Annotated in this window: 16 protein-coding genes; 11 read left to right on the forward strand and 5 right to left on the reverse strand. The window is 68.4% G+C overall.

Annotated features, from left to right (window positions below; all coding sequences use genetic code 11):
- The 3 genes from AB1460_RS28980 to AB1460_RS28990 all read left to right on the forward strand — a co-directional run.
- A partial coding sequence (locus AB1460_RS28980; RefSeq protein ID WP_368965265.1) for a transposase occupies positions 1 to 251 on the forward strand: 251 nt, incomplete at its 5' end.
- 50 nt (positions 252 to 301) lie between these two features.
- The gene (locus AB1460_RS28985; RefSeq protein WP_368965266.1) at positions 302 to 802 is read left to right on the forward strand and encodes an FAS1-like dehydratase domain-containing protein; all 501 of its coding nucleotides are present in this window, start codon (positions 302 to 304) and stop codon (positions 800 to 802) included.
- A 111-nt stretch (positions 803 to 913) separates the two neighbouring features.
- Positions 914 to 1,306, forward strand: a complete 393-nt coding sequence (locus AB1460_RS28990; protein WP_368965267.1) for a MaoC/PaaZ C-terminal domain-containing protein — start codon at positions 914 to 916, stop codon at positions 1,304 to 1,306.
- A 122-nt stretch (positions 1,307 to 1,428) separates the two neighbouring features.
- Here AB1460_RS28990 and AB1460_RS28995 read toward each other — a convergent pair whose 3' ends face one another.
- Positions 1,429 to 3,888, reverse strand: a complete 2,460-nt coding sequence (locus tag AB1460_RS28995) for a CaiB/BaiF CoA-transferase family protein (protein WP_368965268.1) — start codon at positions 3,886 to 3,888, stop codon at positions 1,429 to 1,431.
- 322 nt (positions 3,889 to 4,210) lie between these two features.
- Here AB1460_RS28995 and AB1460_RS29000 point away from each other — a divergent pair, with 322 nt between their 5' ends.
- The 4 genes from AB1460_RS29000 (at position 4,211) to AB1460_RS29015 (ending at position 8,738) form a co-directional block, all read left to right on the forward strand.
- Positions 4,211 to 5,740 (forward strand): aldehyde dehydrogenase family protein, encoded by a 1,530-nt coding sequence (locus AB1460_RS29000; protein WP_368965269.1) that lies wholly within the window; start codon positions 4,211 to 4,213, stop codon positions 5,738 to 5,740.
- A 149-nt stretch (positions 5,741 to 5,889) separates the two neighbouring features.
- On the forward strand, positions 5,890 to 7,029 hold the full coding sequence (locus AB1460_RS29005) for an aldo/keto reductase (RefSeq protein ID WP_368965270.1): 1,140 nt from the start codon (positions 5,890 to 5,892) through the stop codon (positions 7,027 to 7,029).
- A gap of 169 nt (positions 7,030 to 7,198) precedes the next feature.
- A complete protein-coding gene (locus tag AB1460_RS29010) occupies positions 7,199 to 8,404 on the forward strand; it encodes a cytochrome P450 (protein ID WP_368965271.1) in 1,206 nt (401 codons plus the stop codon).
- 70 nt (positions 8,405 to 8,474) lie between these two features.
- Complete coding sequence (locus AB1460_RS29015; protein WP_368965272.1) at positions 8,475 to 8,738, forward strand: ferredoxin; 264 nt, start codon at positions 8,475 to 8,477, stop codon at positions 8,736 to 8,738.
- On the opposite strand, the gene AB1460_RS29020 is transcribed toward AB1460_RS29015, so the two are convergent.
- Genes AB1460_RS29020 through AB1460_RS29030 form a run of 3 tightly spaced genes read right to left on the reverse strand, consistent with a single transcriptional unit; the run spans position 8,704 to position 13,304 of the window.
- The gene (locus AB1460_RS29020; RefSeq protein WP_368965273.1) at positions 8,704 to 10,341 is read right to left on the reverse strand and encodes a GMC family oxidoreductase; all 1,638 of its coding nucleotides are present in this window, start codon (positions 10,339 to 10,341) and stop codon (positions 8,704 to 8,706) included. The two genes, AB1460_RS29015 and AB1460_RS29020, sit on opposite strands and share 35 nt — an antisense overlap.
- Before the next feature lie 26 nt (positions 10,342 to 10,367).
- Positions 10,368 to 11,579 (reverse strand): epoxide hydrolase family protein, encoded by a 1,212-nt coding sequence (locus tag AB1460_RS29025; protein ID WP_368965274.1) that lies wholly within the window; start codon positions 11,577 to 11,579, stop codon positions 10,368 to 10,370.
- Between the two features lie 33 nt (positions 11,580 to 11,612).
- Positions 11,613 to 13,304 carry a flavin-containing monooxygenase gene (locus AB1460_RS29030; protein WP_368965275.1) on the reverse strand — a complete coding sequence of 564 codons (1,692 nt, stop codon included), beginning with the start codon at positions 13,302 to 13,304 and terminating at the stop codon, positions 11,613 to 11,615.
- A 210-nt stretch (positions 13,305 to 13,514) separates the two neighbouring features.
- On the opposite strand from AB1460_RS29030, the gene AB1460_RS29035 reads away from it, so the two are divergent.
- The 4 genes from AB1460_RS29035 (at position 13,515) to AB1460_RS29050 (ending at position 19,226) form a co-directional block, all read left to right on the forward strand.
- A complete protein-coding gene (locus AB1460_RS29035) occupies positions 13,515 to 14,981 on the forward strand; it encodes a flavin-containing monooxygenase (protein WP_368965276.1) in 1,467 nt (488 codons plus the stop codon).
- A 98-nt stretch (positions 14,982 to 15,079) separates the two neighbouring features.
- Positions 15,080 to 17,653: a CaiB/BaiF CoA-transferase family protein gene (locus tag AB1460_RS29040; protein WP_368965277.1), complete on the forward strand. Its 2,574-nt coding sequence runs from the start codon at positions 15,080 to 15,082 to the stop codon at positions 17,651 to 17,653.
- Positions 17,653 to 18,819, forward strand: a complete 1,167-nt coding sequence (locus tag AB1460_RS29045) for a thiolase family protein (protein WP_368965278.1) — start codon at positions 17,653 to 17,655, stop codon at positions 18,817 to 18,819. The genes AB1460_RS29040 and AB1460_RS29045 overlap by 1 nt, the downstream gene beginning before the upstream one ends.
- A complete protein-coding gene (locus AB1460_RS29050; protein ID WP_368965279.1) occupies positions 18,816 to 19,226 on the forward strand; it encodes a Zn-ribbon domain-containing OB-fold protein in 411 nt (136 codons plus the stop codon). Before AB1460_RS29045 ends, AB1460_RS29050 begins: the two co-directional genes overlap by 4 nt.
- 63 nt (positions 19,227 to 19,289) lie before the next feature.
- Here AB1460_RS29050 and AB1460_RS29055 read toward each other — a convergent pair whose 3' ends face one another.
- Positions 19,290 to 20,558, reverse strand: coding sequence for a cytochrome P450 (locus AB1460_RS29055; protein WP_368965280.1), 1,269 nt, complete (start codon positions 20,556 to 20,558; stop codon positions 19,290 to 19,292).
- Positions 20,559 to 20,733 lie beyond the last annotated feature (175 nt).

A 20,733-nucleotide genomic window follows, 5' to 3' on the forward strand; every position in this document is an offset into this window, starting at 1 on the left:
AGGCCTACGACCAGCCGGAACTGCGGTGTTTCCTGCGCCGGCGTGGTATCGCGGTGCGGATCGCCCGTCGCGGTGTGGACAGTACCGAACGCCTTGGCCGGTACCGGTGGAAAGTCGAGAGAACTCTCGCCTGGCTCGGTGGCTACCGTCGTCTGACTCTGCGTTACGAACGCAACGGCCGCAACTTCCTCGGGTTCCTCTGCCTCGCCGCCGCGATCACCTGCTGGAAGAAACTCCCGCACCCGACATGAGACACGCTCTTAGTAGCGATGGGCTCAGCAGCGATGGGAGGCCGGTAGCTATGGGACTTGTCAGCGACGAGATGCGTGCCGGGGTCGGTTCGGTCATCGACTGGGAGGTCTCCTTCCCCGTCGCGGCCTCCGACATCCGACGCTGGATGATCGCGATCTACTACCCCGACCCGCCGCCGCGCCGCTTCTGGGACGAGACGACGGCGCCCGGCGGGATTGTCGCGCCCGAGGAGTTCAACCCCTTCGCCTGGATGGTCGCCGAGCGGCGGAAACCGGTCATCGCACCGCTGGCGCGCGACACCGACTGGATCGAGAAGTTCATCGGCATCACAGGCCCCGGGCTCCGCAACCAGATCAACGGCGGGACCGAGGCCACCTACGGCGTCCCGATGCGCCCCGGCGACGTGATCCGCTCCGAGACCCGGTTGGTCGACTACCAGGAGAAGACCGGCCGGATGGGACCGATGCTCATCTCGGTCACCGAGGCCGTGTGGACCAACCAGGTCGGCGAGAGGGTCCGGGTAGAGCGCCAGACCGCCATCCGCTACTGACCGCGCAGCCGACTGACCTGGCGAGTGCGCACCTGGCGCGTACGGACTGCGCGAGTATTGACCGCGGGGCTGCTGTCTACGCGGCGAGGGGAGACGAGCATGGAGCTGAAGGTGGGCCACGAGCTGGCCGCCGGGCCTCGGTGCACCGGCTTTGCCGAGTGGAACCGCTACGCCGCCGTGAACGACGAGTTCGTGCCCATCCACATGGATGACGAGGAGGGGCGCAGGGCCGGGTACCCGGGCGCGATCATGATGGGCCGCCTGCAGTGGTCCTACGTGCACCGGCTCCTGCGGGAGTGGCTGCCCCCGCAAGGCCGAATCGTGTCGGTGGCGCTGCGGTTCCGGGAGCCGACCCTCCGCGGTGCGCTGTTCGACGTGAAAGCGCGCGTCATCGCCGTCCGAACAGAGGCCGACGAACACCACGCCGACCTCGAGGTCTGGGCAGAAGACGAAACCGGCAAAGTGCTGGCCCCCGGCACCGCGACGGTCGCGGTACCGGCCTAGCCCTCCGTCTTCAGCCCCGCGTCCCTACTCCTCCCGCCGCGATTGCATGTCGTTACATGAGGCTGGCGGCCTCTGGACGCGTCGGAACGACATGCAATCCCAGCGGGATGATCACCCATCCGTCAGCGGTAGCCGACGCCCATCACCGAGTACATCGGTTCGCCGACTACCACCGCTCCCGAGCTGATCAGGTGCTCGATCTCGGCCTCGGACAGGCCTGCTTCGGCGAGAAGTTCCCGGGAGTGTTCGCCGTGCCCGGTCGCCTTCATCACGGGATGGGGCGCGTGGCCGCTGACCTCGGCTAGGCGGTGCGGCAGCAAGGTCGAGTTGCCGTCTGGCCAGACCAACTCGACCACGTGCCCGTCATCGACTAGCTCGGGGTCGCCGACCACCTCCGTGAAGTCGCGGGCCCGGACGGCGGCCCCGCCCGCGGCGCTCACGATCGCGACCACCTTCTCCGAGGTGAGGGCGCCGATGGACGCGGTGAGCTGATCGACCAGCTCCGCCTCGGTGAGTTCGGCCGCCTCGGTGGCGTCCGTCGACCTGGCCGCGTCGGTCGACCCGGTGGCGTCGGCTAGCCTGGCCAACCCGGCGGCGACGGCCTGGTCGAAGTCGCGGAGGTGCACCCGGACCCAGCCGTCGGCGCATGCGTAGAAGCGCGAGAGCGCGCCCGGCCCTGGGAAGTCGCGTCCACCGGTCTCGGCGGGAGTCCGGCCGGTATACCGGACCAGCTCGCCGCTCTGCATGAACGTCGCCGCGGTCGCCAGCGAGGAGGCGACGTGCTGCCCGCCCCGGCCCACGGCCTTCTGGTAGAGCGCCGCGCAGGTCCCGAGGGCCGCCAGGCAGGCGACGGTCACGTCGTTGATGGCCAGCGTCGAGAAGACCGGCTCGGCGGTGCCGCCCTGAGCCTTCATGATCCCGGAGAGTGCCTGCACCACCGGGTCGTAGCCGGGCTGGCGGCCGAGCGGTCCGGTGCCGCCGTAGCCGGTGATCGATGTGGTGACCACCTCGGGGTTGGTGGCACGCAGCGTCGCATCATCGAGCCGCAGCCTCTCCAGAACCCCGGGGCGGAAGTTGTCGAGCACCACGTCGCTGCCGGCGACCACGCGGAGGAAGGCGGCGTACCCCTCGGGATCACGCAGGTCGATGCCGAGACCGCGCTGGCCGCGGGCGATACCGTAGCCACGCAGCCGCAGCTCGTCGCCCTTGGTGATCTCAACCTTGAGGACGTTCGCGCCGAGCGCCGCCAGCAGCATCCCGGCGTACGGCCCAGCGAGAACGGTGCCAAGATCGACCACCGTGATCCCGGCGAGCGGACCGAAGCCCACGGGCAGCCCAGCTGCGGGCAGAGCCGGCGGCGCAGCGGCCAGCGGGCCGGGCGACTCGGCATGCCAAGCGGGCGGCGCAGGTAGCGGAGCGGGCGGCGCAACTGGCGGGACCGGCGGTGTCGCTGAGGGGACGGGCGGTCCAGCCAGCGGGGTACGCGGCTCATCCGTCCGCGGCTGCCAGGTCGCGCTTTCCTGGAATCGGCGCGGCTGGTGCCGGGGCAGGGCACCCCGAGAAAGCTCCGCGCCCACACCCACCACCACCGAGGGCCCGACCAGCGGATCGTCGAGGTCGACGCGCTGTCCCAGAGCCGCGATCTGCGGATGGTCGAGCCAGTCGTCGCGGTCGCCGACCGGGCTGACCGGGCATCCGGCCGCCGTCAGTTTCTCCAGCCAGCCGGCACGGCCGTCGCGCAGGAACGCCTCGGTCAGCCTCGCGCGGACCCAGCCGCGGTTCTCGGGCGCGTAGAGGCGCTCGCGCACGTTCTTGATCCGCGGGTCGTCGACGATGTCGGTCGTGCCCAGGCAGGTGAAGAGGATGTCCTGGAACTTCGACCCCAGAGCTCCGACGAAAAGCCACTCCCCGTCCGCGCACTGATAGGTCCCGAACGTCGGGTTCGGGCCGCCCGGGCCGACGCTCGTGTCAGGCTGCCGCTCGGTCGGGCTGACCAGCATCGTGGTGACGGTGGCGACCATCGAGCCGTGCAGCGGGTCGACCACCACACGCTGGCCGCGGCCGCTGCGCACGCGCTCGACGAGCGCCGCGATGCCACAGGCGGCGCCCCACGTGCCCTGCATGTAGGCCAGGAACGGGTACACCTCGTCGACCGGACCGCCGCTGAACGAGGTCTGCCGCCGCGCGGCCCCGAAGTCGGCGGCCACCATCCGGTCGCGGGTGAAGGGGTCGAGGTCGATCTCCTCCCCCCACAGCGGCAGGTGCAGGTGCACCAGACCTTCTCGTGGCTCGGCGTCGAGGCCGAGACCGAGCGCGGCCGCCGTGCGCCGGTCGGATGTGAGCACCAGATCGGCCTCGGCGGCCAGCTCCGGCCCGAGATCCGGCGGCACAATGGTCTTGTTGCGGTGCCACACGACCGCGCCTGGTCGCGCGCGGTCGTCCGGGTCGGCCGGAGCGTCCAGCCTGATGACCTCGGCGCCGTAGTCACCGAACACCATCCCGGCCAGCGGCCCGCTGATGCCGTAGCTGGCATCGAGCACACGGACGCCGTCGAGAGCGGGTAGCTCAGGGGTGTCGTTCACGCCGGTCAACCTCCGATTGCGGTGCCGATCATTGCGGGCCGTTCGCCGCGGAGTCAGTCACGAACAGGCACGAGCCCGAGTCCGGGAGCCCGAGTCCCGGGGTGCGGGCCCGAAGGCCGAGTCCGGAGGCCCAAGGGTGAGCCCCGAGCGCGAGTCCCGAGGAGTGGCTCCGAGGCGGCGCGGTGCCGGCCGGGCGCCCATCCGAAGCGGGCCGCTGTTGTTTAGCAATTAAGTTAGAATCTACCAACGGTAGTGGCCGCCGCGCACGGGACGGACAGCTCAGGCCACGTTGGAGCCGCCGCGTCCCTAGGCATAGGCGCTGGTGAAGCCGCATGTGATCGCGCTGTGTCCGGCTCCAGCGGTGTACCGCTGTAATGCTCTTAAAATCCTGCTTCAATGGTGCCGACGGGGGACCCGGCCCGGTGAGGAGATGCGCATGATCCGCGAGCTCGATCACTGGATCGACGGCAAGCCGGTGCCGCGCGGGACCCAGGGATCGCTGACCATCTCAGGGCCCCGCGACCGCGCGGTGGTGGCGCGGGTCGCGCTCGGTCAGGCCGAGCATGTCGACCTGGCCGTTCGCGCGGCCCGTGCGGCAGCACGCGACTGGGCCGATCGAGCTCCGGCCGAGCGTGGCCGCCTGCTCGCGGAGGTGGCCCGGCGGCTGCGGGAGCGGGCCGACGAGTTCGTGTCCGTCGAGGTCGAGGAGACCGGCAAGCTGGTCGGCGAAATGCGCGGCCTGCTGCAGATGTCGGCCGACTACTTCGAGTACTACGGCGGCGTGGTCCGTGCGCTCTTCGGCGAGACCATCAACCTCGGGGCCGGCGACCACGCCTTCACTAGCCGCGAGCCCTACGGCGTGGTCGGGATGATCACGCCCTGGAACGGCCCGCTCACTCAGGCCTCGCGCGGCATCTCCGCGGCCCTGGCGGCCGGCAACACGGTGGTGGTGAAGCCGTCGGAGTTCACCTCCAGTACCACGCTGATGCTTGCTCGGCTGTGCGAGGAAGCGGGCATCCCGCCGGGCGTCCTGAACGTCGTGCTCGGCACCGGTCCGGAGGCCGGCGCGCCTCTGGTCGACCATCCTGACGTGCGGCTGGTCGCTTTCACCGGCTCCGTCGCGACCGGCCGGGCGGTGGCCGTGGGCACGGCCCAGCGGCTGGTCCCGACTATCCTCGAACTCGGTGGCAAGTCAGCCAACGTGGTCTTCGCCGACGCTGACCTCGACAAGGTCGTGGCCAGCGCGTTGACGGTCTGCACCGGCGCCGGCCAGCAGTGCTCGGCGCTGAGCCGGCTGCTGGTCCAGGACGAGATCCACGACGCCGTGCTGGAGCGGGTCGCGGGGGAGATGCGCGCCCGAACGCCGGGGGAGCGCCTCGCACCGATGACCACCGAGGCGCAGTTCGAGAAAGTGCTCGGCTACTTCGACGTCGCGGCCCAGGACGGTGCCCGGCTCGTGGCCGGCGGCCACGCTGTGACCGGCGAGCTGGCGGTCGGCCGCTACCTGGAGGCGACCGTCTACGCCGACGTGACCCCGGAGATGCGGATCTTCCGCGAGGAGGTCTTCGGGCCGGTCCTCGCCGTCACCCGCTTCGCGGGCGAGGACGAGGCCGTAGCCCTGGCCAACGACTCCGAGTACGGGCTCGTGGCGAGCGTCTGGACCGCCGACTCTGCCCGTGCCCTACGCGTGGCCTCGCGAATCGACGCTGGCCAGGTGATCGTCAACGGCGGCCGCGTCGGGATCGAGACGCCGTTCGGTGGCTACAAGTCCAGCGGCCTCGGCCGAGAGAAGGGCTTCGAGTCGCTGCTCCATTACACCCAGCTCAAGACCACGGTGGTCTCGACGCGGTGAGCGCACGGAGCCGAACGCCCGAACGCCCGGATGTCTGCCCGGACGAACGCCCGGCCGGACGGCGAGCGCGGCGGACTCGTCTCGGCTGCCGGCCTGCTCCGCCGCGGCCTTTCGATGTGATGGTGAGCGCCAGTGATGGTGGGTGCTAGGTGACCACGACCGACGTGACTCTCAACTACCGGCTGTTGGGCCGAAGCGGGCTTCGCGTTTCCGATGTGGCGCTCGGGACGATGCTCTTCGGCGCCTCCACTGGATGGGGCGTCTCCGGCGAGACCGCCAAGGAGCAGTACGACGCCTACCGCGCCGCCGGCGGGAACTACCTCGACACCGCCAACCAGTACGCCGGCGGCGAGAGCGAGATGATCATCGGCGGCCTGGTCGCCGGCCACCGCGACGAGGTGGTCATCGCCTCGAAGTACACCAATTCCGCGCCCACGAAGTCCGCGACCACCAACTCCGCATACGCCAGGTCCGGGTTCGGCGGCGGGGATGCGAACGTCGGCGGCAACCAGCGCAAGAACATGATGCGGTCCGTCGAGCGATCGCTGCGCCGGCTCAACACCGACTACCTCGACCTGTACGTCGTCCACTCCTGGGATCTGCTCACTCCGGTAGAGGAAGTGATGCGCGGGCTCGACGACCTGGTGCGGGCCGGCAAGGTGCTCCACATCGGTGTCTCGAACACGCCCGCCTGGATGGTCGCTCGCGCCAACACCATCGCGGAGCTGCGTGGATGGACGTCCTACGTCGGGCTGCAGATCGAGTACAGCCTGCTTGGCCGCGGCGCCGAGGCGGAGTACTTCCCGATGGCCGAGGAGCTGGGTCTGTCGGTACTGGCCTGGTCGCCGCTCAAGAACGGCCTGCTGACCGGGAAGTACGCCGCCGGTGCGGGTGCCGGAGCCGGTGCTGCCGCCGGCACCGGGTCCCGGCTGACCACCGAGGTCTGGAACTCGCCCGCGATGGCCTGGACCGACCCGCACGGAGGCAACTCGAAGCCAGTGGTCGAGGCCCTGGTGAAGCTGGCGGCGGAGCTGGAGGTGACCCCAGCCCAGCTGGCCCTGGCCTGGCTCCGGCACCGACCGGTGCACGTGGTGCCGATCCTGGGCGCGACCAGCGCCGCCCAGCTGACAGAGAACCTGCGGAGCGTCGCGATCGAGCTGACCGACGACCAGGTGGGCCGCCTCGACGAGGTGAGCTCCGTGCCGCTCGGCTACCCCCACAACTACCTGGCCAGCTCGATGGCGAAGTCCTTCCGGTCCGGCGGCATGTACGAGCGGATCTCGCGCTGACCGCCTTACCGGCGGCGACGACCCATCCTCAAGCTCGGCAAGCAATTATGTTGTAATGGTCTTATTCTGGTGCCGCGGCGATCGCATCAGACGTGCCAACACCGCTTCCGAAGCAACGCCGCACCAGTAGCCGGCACCGCACCCAAGGCAAACGGAGAGGGACCCGGACATGACATCGATGCTGGAGCGCGCCGAGACCCACGGGCTTCCGATCCACCGGCTCGACCTGGAGGGTGACGAGCGGCTGGGCGTCGACCCGTTCGCGGTGTGGGACGAGATGACCAGCGTGGGCGGTCTGTTCTACAGCCCGGTGAACCGTGGCTACCTGGTGGCGGCCGACTACGACACGGTCCGGCAGGTGCTACAGAACCCGCGAACCTGGTCGAACCTGCCGAGCTCGATCGTCTACACCCAGCGCGAGGTCATCCTCGACGTCCCGCCGATCACGATGGACCCGCCGGTACACACCAGGTACCGCAAGGCGCTGGCGCCGCTGTTCGGCCCGAAGGCCGTCGCCCATCTTGAGGCGCGCATCGGCGAGATCTGCCACGAGCTGATCGACAACATCCTGGAGAAGGGCAGCTGCGACTTCGCCAAGGACTTCGCGGCGAAGCTACCGGCCCTCTTCTTCCTCGAATGGCTGGGAATCGGCACCGAGGACGTCGACCGGATGTTCCATCTGGCCGAGCGCGCCACCTTCGACTTCCCGACCCAGGAGGAGCGCGACGACATCGAGCGGCAGATCGACCAAATCGTCCGTGGTGCGATGACCGACCGGCGCACCGACCCGCGGCCCGGTGACCTGGCGACGGCGTTCGTCAACATGAAGGTCGACGGCGAGGACATCCCCGAGGACCTTCTGGTCGGTATGGCAAAGCTCGCCTTCATCGCGGGTCAGGAAACCACGTCCAGCCAGCTCGGCTTCATCATGTGGCACCTGGCCCGGAACCGGGACGACCGGCAGTTCATCATCGACGACCCGAGCCGGATTCCCGGGGCCGTCGAGGAACTGATGCGCTACTACAACACCGGCGGCTCCGCCGGCCGCGTGGCAGCCCAGGACGCCGAACTCAACGGTTTCCCGGTCAAGGCCGGCGACCGCATTTTCATCGCCCGCTGTGGTGCTGATCGCCAGCTGGCTCCGGATGTGCGGCTCTCCCGCGTCGGTGTTCCCCACTCGGCGTTCGGCCTCGGCGTGCACCGATGCCTGGGTTCCCACGTGGCCCGGCTGGAGATGCGTATCGGGCTTGAGGTGTGGCACGAGCGGATCGCGGACTACCGAATTCCGGACGGATTCGTGGAGAAGTACCGCTACGGCAGCTTCATGCAGCAACTTCTCAACCTGCCGCTCGAGATCGAGCCGACCGCCCACTGACGTCCCGCGGCGTGAAGGCCGCCCATTTACGGCCCACGGCCGAAGGCCGCGGGGAACGAAAGGACTGGACATGACCGAGAGCACCGGGCTGAGGTTCGTGATAGACACCGACGTGTGCGTCGGGCATGGGCGCTGCTACACCCTCGGGCCGCAGTGGTTCGACTGCGATGATCTCGGCTACGGCACGGTCAGGGATGTCGTGATCGGCGAGGGTGAGCGGGCGAAGGCCGCGGACGTCGCCGCGGCCTGCCCCGAGGGCGCCATCATCCTGGTGGAGGCGTCGCTCGTCGAGGCGCCCGCTACCGGGGAGCCGAGTCCCGCTCAGCCAGGATGATGTCGGCGCCTATCCAGGCCAACGCCATGGTCGGCGCGTTGTTGTTTCCCGAGGGCTGGTCCCGGAACACCGACGCGTCGATCACGCGCAGCCCCTGCGTTCCGCGCACCTTCAGCGAGGCATCGACGACATCGTCGCCATTCGGCCCCATCGCACAGGTGCCCAGTCCGTGGGCGCCGGCGTTGCCCTTGTTGATGCCGTACTCGACGATCTCGTCGTCCCCGGCGACCTGTGGTCCGGGCTGAAGCTCCTCGACGATGTGCTTGCCGAACGGCTCGGCGGCGACGATTTCCCTGGCCTTGCGGAGAACCTTGACCAGCATCCGCCGGTCGTTCTCGGTGCTGAGGAAGTTCGGCTCCAGACGTGGCACGTCATCCAGGCCGGGTCCGGTGATGTGCAGCGCGCCCTGGCTCGTGGGGTACATCGGCAGCGCGACGAACTTGGCACCGGGGAGCTTGTCGACCACCATCCGCCCGGTCATCGGGTTCACGGCCGAGGTCGAGAACGGCGTGAAGAAGCACTGAGTGTCGGGATGTTCCGAGGCCGGGTCGGATTTGTATATGGCGCTGACGGCGTAGCCGCCGTGCGCGATCATCCCGCTGCGCGAGAAGAGGTACTTGAAACCGGTCCACAGGTACCGCGGTGTCGAGGCGGCCTCGGCATTGAAGCCCTTGACGCCGGTGAGCCGGTACTGAAGCAGGATGCCGCGATGCTCCTTGAAGTTCTCGCCCACTTTGGGGCTCGGGACCACGCACGGAACGCCGGCCTTCTCAAGAACCTCCGGCTTGCCGATGCCCGAGCGTTCGAGCAGGAGCGGTGAGTCGAACGCCCCACCGCAGACCAGCACCTCCCTGGTCGCGCTGTAGGTGGCCGTGTTCCCGTCCTTTGTCCGGCACCGGACGCCGATAACACGAATGCCATCCAGGACCAGTCGCTCGGCCTCGGTCTCGGTGACCACGGTCAGGTTCTTGCGACGACATGCCGGACGCAGGTAAGCGCGGGCAGCGCTCATCCTGGTGCCCTTTCTGGTGTTGGACGCCACGTACGACACACGCTCGCCGCCGCTGCCGTTCATGTCCGTCTCGAAGGGGACGCCCGCCGCCCCAAACGAGGCGATCATGGCGTCGCATGTCTCCTCGGGGGGCCCGGCGACCTCGATGTCGACCGCGCCGCCGCCGCCGCGAACCTCATTGCCCCCGAGCTGGTGACGCTCGATCTTCTTGAACGCGTCGAGGAAACGCGGCCAGTTCCAGCCGGTGTTGCCGGCCTTCTCCCAGCCGTCGTAGTAGTCGGCCCAACCGCGGTTCCAGACCATCCCGTTGATGGTCGTCGAACCGCCGATCACCTTGCCGCGTGGTAGCTGTTCGACGTGACCGTCGGGGAATTCGACGGTGGCGAAGGTCTTGGAGTACTTGGGGTTCGTCAGGGTGAAGTAGAAACCCTTCGGGACCAGGTGCATCAGATGGCCGTCACCCGGACCTGCCTCAATGAGGAGAACGCTCGTGCGGGCGTCCTCCGAGAGCCGGTTGGCCAGAACGCAGCCGGCCGCACCGGCACCGACGATCACGTAGTCAAAGGTCGAGGTCTTCGGCGCACGGGCCATGCTGGTTTCCTTCGGTCGTTTCGGGGTCAGCGCGGGGTTTTGAGACGCGGGATTTCGGCACGCAGGGTTTTGAAGGTGGCTCGGACGTCGGCCACCACGTCGTCCGGACGCTCCATCGCGCCGAAATGACCGCCGACCTTGTGCTCGGCCTGGTGCACGATGTCCGCGTACACGGCGGGGAGCCAGTCGAAGCGGGCGCCCGGCGCGTTGTCGTCGAGGAAGACGGAGAGTCCCGCGGGTGCCTGGATCACCGGCGTGCGGTCGTGCGCGGGCTGCCACGGATGGGCGGCCGCCTCGTAGTAGTAGCGGGCGGCGCTCGGGTACGACTGGGTGAGCCAGTAGATCATCGCGGTGGTGATGAGGAAGCCCGGCGGGAAGACCTCGTCGAATGGCTGACTGTGGTCCATCCAGGCAAGGCGGCGCTCGGTCAGCCAGGCGAGCAGCCCGGCCGGGGAGTCGTTGAGGCCGTGGGAGATCGTCTGCGGGTGCACGATCTGTGGGACGAGGTGCCCGACCCGCCGGCTCTCCCACGCGACGACGGCGGCGCGGTGCTCGGGCGCGGCGCCATCCGCGGCCTTCTTCAGCAGATTCCAGGGGCGGTCCGAGTTCCAGCCGGATGGGAAAGCGATGAGGCTGCTAAGATGAATCCCGAGAAGCCGGTCCGCGTACTTGTGACCGAGCTGTCCGGTCACGAGAGCGCCCCAGTCGCCGCCGTGCGCGGCGAACCGGTCATAGCCGAGCACCTCGGTCATCAGCGTTACCCACAGGTCCGCCGCCGTCAGGTAAGTGACCCCGGACCGGGGGAGTGGTGAGGAGAACGCGAATCCGGGCAGCGACGGGACCACGACATCGAACGCATCCGCCGGGTCCCCGCCATACGCTGCCGGGTCGGTAAGCGGGCCGATTACCCGGTGGAAGTCCCAGAACGTCCACGGAAAGCCATGGCTGAGGATGAGCGGCGTTGGCGCGGGCCCTTTGCCGCGAACATGTGCGTAGTGGATGGGCAGCCCATCGATCTCCACCGTGAACATCGGGAGCGCGTTGATGGCCTTTTCCTGCGCGCGCCAGTCGAAGCCGTCACGCCAGTAGCCGACCAGTTCCCGCAGCCGCTCGGTCGAGAGACCGTAGCGGCCGTCGGAGTTGTCGATGTCCGGTGCGAACCGGGTGGCGGCGAGCCGGCTGTCGAGGTCGTGCAGGTCGGCCTCGGGGACGTCGAGGACGAAGGGGCGCGGTGTCATGCGAAGACCTCCTGGTGATCCGGCGGGAGGAGCTCAGCTGAGGATGAAGCCGCGGTAGCCGGCTTCCCGAGCGGCATACAGCCCGTCGATGAACTCCGGCAGCGCGCCCAGGTAGGCGACGTACACGCGTGGCTTCCCCTCGATGTTGTCGCCGAAGAAGATCGACTTCGCCGACGCCTGCAGGGTGCCGGCGGCCTTCTGGACCACACTCGTGGTCCACTCCTTCTCCGACTCGGGGTCGGCCTCCACGCGGCGCCAGGGGTGGGTGAAGATGTCCTCGGTCACCTTGGCGACCCACTCGACGACCGGCTCGGCGCAGCGCGGGCCGTTGCCGTGTCCGCCCTTACCGTGCGGTCCGCCGACGATGAACATGTTCGGGAACCCGGCCACCTGCATGCCGAGGTAGGTGAGCGGCCCGTCCTTCCACTTGTCGCGAAGCGTCTGGCCGCCGACGCCGCGAATGTCGATCTTCATCAGGGCGCCGGTGAACGCGTCGAACCCGGTGGCCAGGATGATCATGTCGACGTCGAGCTCGCCCTGCTCGGTGCGGATGCCCTTCTCGGTGAACTCCCGGATCGGGTCGTCCTTGATCAGACGCAGGTCGACGTTGTCCCGGTTGTAGGTCTCGTAGTAGTTGGTCTCGCACGGGACGCGCTTGGTGCCGAAGTAGTGATCATTGGGTATCAGCTTCTCGGCGGTCTCGGGGTCGTTGACCCGCTCGCGGACCTTGCTGGCGAGGAAGTCGCAGTAGATCTGGTTCGCCGCCGCGTCGTAGGCCAGGTCGTTGTAGAGCCCGATCCACTTGGCGAAGCCAGGGGAGGCGAAGGCCTCCTCATAGCGCGCGTCCCGCACCTCCGCGCTCACCTCGGTCGACTTGGTCGCGTCCCAGCTGTGCAGGAACCCGCTGAACGAGTGGCGCAGGAAGTCGAACATCTCCGGGTACCCATCGCGGATCTTCCGCATGTCCTCCTCGGACAGCGGCCGGTTCCGCAGCGGCACGGCCCAGTTCGCGGTGCGCTGGAAGACGGTGAGGTGGCCGGCGGTCTTGGCGACCTCGGGGATCACCTGCACGCCGGTGGCCCCGGTGCCGATGACGGCGATCCGCTTGCCGGTGAAGTCGACGTCATCCTTGGGCCACAGCGAGGTGTGGTACCACTCGCCCTTGAAGCGCTCCAGACCCGGGATCTTCGGGAAGTTCGGGTCGGAGAGGATGCCGCTCGCCATGATCACGACCCGGGTGCGGTACAGGCGGCCCTCGGTCGAGTGCAGCGTCCAGGTGTCGGTCTCCTCGTCGAAGACCATCCCCTCGACGCGGGTGTCGAGGTCGATGTCCTTGCGGAGGTCGTGCTTGTCCGCGACCCGGTTGTAGTAGGCCTCCAGCTCGGGCTGGCCCGCGAACATCTCGTTCCAGCGCCACTCCTCCAGCAGTTCCTCATCCCAGGAGTACTGGTAGGAGTACGACTCGGAGTCCAGCCGGGCGCCCGGGTAGCGGTTCCAGTACCAGGTACCGCCGACGCCCGAACCGGCCTCAATGACCCGGACCGACAGGCCGAGTTCACGGACCAGCTTGAGCTGGTACATGCCGGTGAGGCCGGCACCGACGATCACGACGTCGTACGAGCGGACCCCACTGTCTGACTGGACCCCACTGTCTGAGCGGACCCCGTCGTGGTTGTCCGGTGCGTCGGCAGTGCTCGCGCCGGACCTGGCCGGGATCTCGGTCATATGTTCCTCCAGTGGACTTCAGGCGTTCGGCCATCCTACGCGCGAACTTGGCTGTAACACCACTGTAAGGCTGGCATCAGCATGACTGGAGATCTGTTCGCCGACGTCTCCCCTGTGATCGTGGGGACGATGACGACGACTCCGGCCCGGTTCGTAATCGTGTTAGATTCGTGGTGATAGCGAGTTCCGAGTGAGTGGGGAGGGTGACCTGTGCGAGTCGGGATCATCGGTGCCGGTATGTCAGGCCTGTTTCTAGCCCACCACCTGGCCGGTGCCGGCATCGACTACACGATCTTCGAGAAGCGCGAGGCCGTCGGGGGCACCTGGCACGACAACACCTATCCCGGCCTCCACGTCGACGTGATCACCCGCTCGTACGAGTTCCCGTTCGCCCGGAAGCACTACTGGTCCAAGCGGTACGCTCCGGGCGGGGAGATCCGGCGTTACCTGGCCGACTTCGCGCGAGACACCGGCATTCAGAAGAACATCCGGTTCAACACCGAGGCGCGGCTGGCGACCTGGCGGGATGGGGCCTGGACGCTCACGCTGCCCGACGGCGGCACCAAGGTGTTCGATGTGGTGGTCGCGGCCACCGGCTTCCTGCACATCCCCAAGCGCCCCACGTTCCCCGGCACCGACACGTTCGCCGGGCACAGCTGGCACTCCTCGGAGTGGGACCACAGCGTTGATCTTCGGGGCAAGAGGATCGGCGTCGTGGGTACCGGCTCCAGCGGCATCCAGATCGTCAGCGAGCTCGGCAGGCTCGGCCATCAGGTCGAGCACTTCATCCGGACCCCGCAGTGGATCCAGGTCAAGGAGAACCCGAGGATCTCGCTGTTCGAGAAGCTGGCGCTGCGTGTGCCCGCGCTGGCCGGCCACTGGGACCGCAAGATGGCCGCCCTGCGGATGGAGACGGACGGTTCCGAGACCTGGCGCCTGGTGCCCGGCGCCGAGCGCGAGGCGATGAACAGGCGCTTTCTGGACAAGCTCGCGGAGGAGATCCCCGATCCGGTCCTGCGGGAAAAGCTCACCCCCAAGGAGCCGCTGGGCTGCAAGCGGATCCCCAAGTCGCCGGACTACTACCAGGTGGTTCAGCGGCCCAACGTCACGCCGGTCTTCGGCGGGGTGCAGCTTGTCGAGCCGAACGGCATCGTCGACAGCGAGGGCGAGCTGCACGAACTCGACGTGATCGTGTACGCCACCGGTTTCGACACCCACGCCTACATGCGGCCGATGAACGTCGTCGGTCCGGATGGGCTGACCGTCGACAAGCTCTGGGCCGAAGGCGTCTACAGCTACCGCGGCATCGGCCTGCCCGGCCTGCCGAACTTCTTCCTGCTGAACGGTCCGTTCGCGCCCGTGAACTCGATCGCGATCCCGACCTGCCTGCGGGATGAGGTCGGCTTCCTGATGCGGCTTCTGGAGACCATGCGGCGGGAGGGGCGCGCGTTGGCGCCGTCGGAGGCCACGACCCGGAAGTTCTGTGACGGCGTGCGGGCCGCACTGCCCGACACCACGTACTCCCTATGCGACAACTGGTACACCGACCAGGGCGGTACGCCGATCATCTGGCCGTTCACCCGCCAGCAGCACGTCGACCAGTACGCCGACGTGGACCTCGCCGACTTCGAGCGGTTCGAGGCGCGCGGCACTCTCGCCGACCCCGCGCGGGCCTGACCACCGCGGTCCCTGACAGGCCGTCACGCATCCAGCGAGCACGTCATCCATCTAAGTGAGTACCTGACCCACCTGCGAGCACAGAGAGCAGGCGAACCATGCCCAGCACCAGCAACGCCACAGGAGAGCAGCCGAAGCCCGGAGCGCTCGACGGGGTGCGCGTCGTCGAGGTCGGGGACCGGATCGGCGAGTACTGCGGACTCGTGCTGGCCGGCCTCGGCGCCGAGGTCATCAAGATCGAGCCGCCCGAGGGCGGCGAGAGCCGGCGGATGGGACCGTTCGTCGACGACGTGCCCGACCCGGAGAAGTCACTGCACTTCTGGGCTTACAACCGCGGCAAGCGCTCGGTAGTCCTCGACCTTGAGACCGAGGATGGCCGCGCCGGGCTGGCGGAGCTGATCGCCGGTAGTGACGTGCTGCTCGATGCCACGCCGCTCGGCTACCTGGACGAGCGTGGGATGGGCAGCGCCGAGCTTCGTGCCGGGCAGCCCGCGCTCGTGGTCGCGCGGATCACGCCGTTCGGTGAGGACGGCCCGCGCAAGACCTGGAAGGCGACGGACCTTGTGCATCTGGCGCTGGGCGGCCAGGTGATGAACAACGGCTACGACCCCGACCCGACCGGTCGATACGACCTTCCGCCGATCGCGTCCCAACTTGAGCACTCCTACGCCGTCGCCGGCGAGCAGCTCGCCTTCACCGTGATCGCCGCGCTGATCAGCCGCCGGCACTCGGGCGAGGGGCAGCACCTGTCCTGCGCCGTACATGAGGCGCTGGCCAAGAACACCGAGGGCGACCTCATGTCATGGATCTGCCTGCGGACCCCGTTCCTGCGGCAGACCTGCCGGCACTCCGCGCCGGACGTGTCCATCCACCGCTCGATCTTCGCGACGAAGGACGGCCGCTGGATCCTCGCCTCGACGCGCAACGCCAAGCTGCTCGGCCCGTTCCTGGAGAAGTACGGCATCGGCGACGACATCAGCGACGGCAGCGACGAGAAGCGCAAGGACGCCCGCGTGCTGCCCGGGATGGAGGGCGGCGCCGCGCGCAACATGGACGCGGTCGAGCACACGGTGCGCCGATACCTGTTCGACGACGTTCCGTGGCGCGAGGCGCAGGAAGCCGGGCTGATGTGGGTGCCGGTGCGCAAGCCGCACGAGTCGGCGTACGACGAGCACTGGCTCCAGCGCGGGACGTTCGGCGATGTGGAGCACGCTGACCTCGGCCGCAGCCTGCGCTACCCGATCAGCAAGTGGATCGCATCCGAGACCGACTGGGTTGCCGGGCGCCCAGCGCCGCGGCTGGACCAGGATCGCGAGACTCGGCTACAGGTCCGGCCACGGACCATCGAACGCGTTCCGCTCGCCACGCCCAACACGCTGTCGGTGCACGGAAAGCCGTGGGCGCTGCAAGGCGTGCGGATTCTCGACTTCACCTGGATGCTGGCCTCGGCCGGCGCCACACGGTTCCTGGCGGCGCTCGGTGCGGACGTCATCAAGGTCGAATGGCACAAGAACCTCGACCCGCGCCGCGGCGGTAATCCGGTCGGCGGACGGGAGGCCCGCGAGCGCGCGACCGGACCAGTGCTCTCGCAGTGGCCCGCCGACCTGGGCGGCCCCGTAGGCGCGCAGTACAACAACAAGAACCCAGGCAAGCGCGGCATCTCGCTGAACGTCAAGCATCCGAAGGGCCTGGAACTTGCCCGTCGGATGGTCGCGGAGAGCACGGTTGTCTCCGAGGGCTTCTCGCCGGGTGTGATGGAGAGCTGGAAGCTTGGCTACGACGAACTGCGCGCGATCAAGCCGGACATCATCTACGCGAAGCAGTCCGGGATGGGCACCAAGGGGATCTATGGACGGTTCCGCACCATCGGCCCGGTGGCCCAGGCGTTCGCCGGCACCTCGGAGATGAGCGGGCTTCCCGATCCGTTCCCGCCCGCGGGATGGGGCTACTCCTACCTCGACTGGTACGGCGCCTACAGCTTCGCGCTGGCCATCCTCAGCGCGATCTACCACCACGACGTGACCGGTCAGGGGCAGGCGATCGACGCCTCGCAGAGCGAGGTCGGGATCTTCATGACCACCGTCCCGACGCTCGACTTCCAGGTCAACGGCCGGGTCTGGGAGCGCGCCGGCAACCGGTCGCCGTACTCGACGGCCGCGCCCGAAGGGCTCTACCGGACCCTGGGCGAGGACCGGTGGATCGCCATCACCTGCCAGACCGACGAGGACTGGGCCGCGCTGGCCAAGGAGGCCGGCCATCCGGAATGGCTTGAGCACGCGGACTTCCGTACCGCCGAGGCGCGGCTCGCGAATCGTGAGGCGCTCGACAGGCTGGTCACGTCGTGGACGTCCGAGCACGATGGCTTCGACTTGATGAACCGATTGCAGGCGATCGGGGTCGCGGCCGGGGTCGCGCAGACCACCCAGGACCGCGTCGAGAACGACCCGCAGCTCGCCGCGCTCGACTGGCTCACCGAGCTCGACGCGACCAACTTCGGCCGCTGGCCGGTGGCGGCGCCGTCGGTGAAGATGTCCGACACTCCGCAGTACGCGGGCGGGCAGGTCGGGCGCGCGGCGCCGACATACGGCGAGCACAACTACGAGGTCTACAACGACCTGCTCGGCCTCTCGACGGACGAAGTCGACGAGCTGGCCGACGAGGGCGCCATCTGATGGCCGCGGCGTTGGCCGGGTCGGCTCGGCTCGGTGGCGCGATTCGCGGTCGCACCGCGGTCGTCGCGGTCGGCAACAGCGAGCAGGGCACCATCCCGGGCATCTCGTCCGACGAACTGGCCGTCGAGGGGCTGCGGATCACCCTGGCCGAGTCGGGCATCGACAAGGCCGAGATCGACGGGCTGATCACCTGCAAGTCGTACGGCGGCTTCGGCATAGACACCGAGATCGGGCGACTGGCCGGCCTCAACCCGGCGTACAGCGCGACCCTCGACTACGGGACCTGCAACTTCTCGCTGCACCTGGCCTGTGCGGTGATCGACGCGGGATTGGCGAGCGTGGTCGCGATCGTCTACGGCACGAACCAGCGCAGCGCCGGTAACAAATTCAGCCATCCGCTGGGGCGTCAGGACGAGGCCTCGGTCTATGGCTTCCTGAACGTCGCTGGCCCGGCGGCGATGGCCTTCCGACGGCACCAGATGCTGTACGGCACGACCGAGGCCGACCTCGCCGAGATCTCGGTCTCGCAGCGTCGCTACGCCGTCGACAATCCGCTGGCGATCTTCCGCGATCCGATGACGGTCGACGACTACCTCGCGGCGCCATACCTCGTCGCGCCGCTGCGCCGGGCGGACCTCTGCATGATCTCCGACGGCGCCGCCTGCATGATCGTGGCACGCGCCGACCGCGCGGCCGAACTCACCGAGAAACCCGTCCACGTGATGGGAATCGCTCAGCAGACGGGACTCCGTGACCGGCAGAACGCGGACCAGTGGATGCGGCCGTGGATTCAGCAGGTCGCCGAACGGATCTACCCGGCCGCCGGTATAGACCGCGACGGGATCGACGCTCTCTACATCCAGGACCCAACGAGCATCTGGGTGCTGCAGATGCTGGAATACTACGGCTTTGTCGATCCGGGCGGAGTAGGGGAGGCGTTCCGGTCTGGGGCTATCGGACACGGGGGCCGGCTACCGCTCAACACCAATGGCGGCCAGCTGTCCGAGGCTTATATGTGGGGGTTCCTGCACCTGTGTGAGGCGGTTCGGCAGTTGCGTGGCGACGCGGGGGAGCGGCAAATCGATGGGCTCACCACGGCACAGTACTGCTCGACGTTCGGCTTCATGAAGGCGGCCAGCACGATTCTGTCGACGGAGGCGCCGTGACCGCCGAGAGCACTTCTTCTGAGGCGACCTTTTCCGAGACCATGTTCTGGGATGAGGCCGCGCGGGGCCGGCTCGTGTTCCCGCGCTGCGCCGACTGTGCCTTTCTCCGTTGGCCGGCGGCCGGTGTGTGCCCGGAATGCCTCGGCCGCGGCTTCGCCTGGGAGGAGGTGGAGACGACGGGGACGGTCTGGAGCTACGCCGTCTACCACCGCGCCTACGCCGGCCATCTGAAAGCCCGGATCCCGTACAACGTCGCGCTGGTCGAGCTCGATTGCGGCGTCCGCCTGCTCAGCACACTGGTCGACGTCCCCGAGGGCACCGACCCGATAGGAGCCCGAGTCCGGGCGAGGTTCCAGGCGGTCGGGGAGCACCCGTCCGTCCCGGTCTTCATAGCGGAAGACTCCTGATCGTGGGACCGGCAGCGCAGTCATAGCAAGGTTCCCAGTCCCACGATCAAGAAACCTCGGTGCTTACGTCGGCGGGAGGTGAGCGGGCACGGTCTCGTAGAAGTAGCCGATGCCCAGGTGATGGGCCCGCCGGGTGCCATCGAGGTCGATCACGTGATCGGGCAGCAGGTCAAAAACCGCCTCGACCTCCAGCCGGAGGATGGCGCGCGCCAGATGAAGCCCCATGCACCGGTGGACCCCCCATCCAAAGGCGACGCTCTTGGCCCGGTTGCGGGTCAGATCGAACATCTCGGGCTCCGGAAAGGCGTCCGGGTCATGGTTGGCGGCCATGTTGACGAAGAGCGCCCAGTGACCCTTGCTCATCCTCGTGCCACCGAGCTCGGTGTCCTCAGTGACCCGACGCGCCAGCGCGGTGACGGGCGCGTAGATGCGGATTGCCTCCTCGATCGCGGCTGGGATCAGCCCACGGTCCTCCATCAGCCGAGCGCGCAGTTCAGGCTGGCGCGCCATCTGGACCAGCAGGGCGGTGAGGGCACCGCTGGTGGTGTGGAATCCGGCCAGGAGCAGGAAGACGACCGTGTCGCTGATCTCCTCGTCGTTCATCAGCGCGCCGTCGGCGATCGGCTCGGTTGACAGCACCGTCATCAGGTCCTCGCGCGGATGGGCGCGCCGGTCCCGGGCCTCGGCGAGGATCTGCTCGCGGATCCATCGATTGCCCTCGGCGTTCTGGGCGACCACCGCGGGATCCGTGCTGGCCGAGTTCTTGAGCCCACGTGCCATCACCCCGAGCAGGTCCAGCCGGCGCGAGCTGTCCCAGCCAAGGATGCCGAGCGTCACGGCACCCGGGGAGACGTCCGCGAGGTCGGAGACGAAGTCCCAGCTCCGGCGCTCGGCGAGGTCCTGGACGATCTCGGCGATCAGCGCCTTCACCTCCGGCTCACGCCGGGTTACCTCGGACTTGTTGAACCAGGTCTGAAGCGCCCGGCGGTAGATCGTGTGCAGCGGAGGGTCCAACCCGACCGGGATGTGCCGGGTGCCGAACGGGTTGGCCGGGATCGCCGGGCCGAAGCTGGATGTGAACCGTCCGTAGTCGGCCAGCCCATCCATCACATCCTGGTGGTTGGTCACAACCCAGAAACCGTCGTGGGCCGTCGACCAGGCGACCGGCGCCGTCCGCCGCAGGTCGGCGAGCGTTTCGAAGGGGCACTCGGCCAACGTGTCCGAATGGTGGGAGAAGTCGACGACGACGGCGCCCTCGGGCACGTTCGCCGTTCCCTCCGCTCTCTCCGGCCCGGTGGCGCTCGTAGCGGTGGTCGTGGGCGCGTCGTACATGTCCCTGCTCCGTCCCTGCTGGTCGGTCGGCCGCGACTCGGGGACGCCCTAGTACTCCAGCCCGACTTTTGTGATCAGTTGAGTTGGAGTGCTGCGGCTTGGCGGCGATAGTGGCTGGCTTGTGCGCGTGCCTGGTGGCGGCGGCGCCACCGGGACCAGGCCAGCACGAAGCCGG

This window comes from Parafrankia sp. FMc2, from assembly GCF_041008525.1.
In the GTDB taxonomy this organism is placed as follows: domain Bacteria; phylum Actinomycetota; class Actinomycetes; order Frankiales; family Frankiaceae; genus Parafrankia.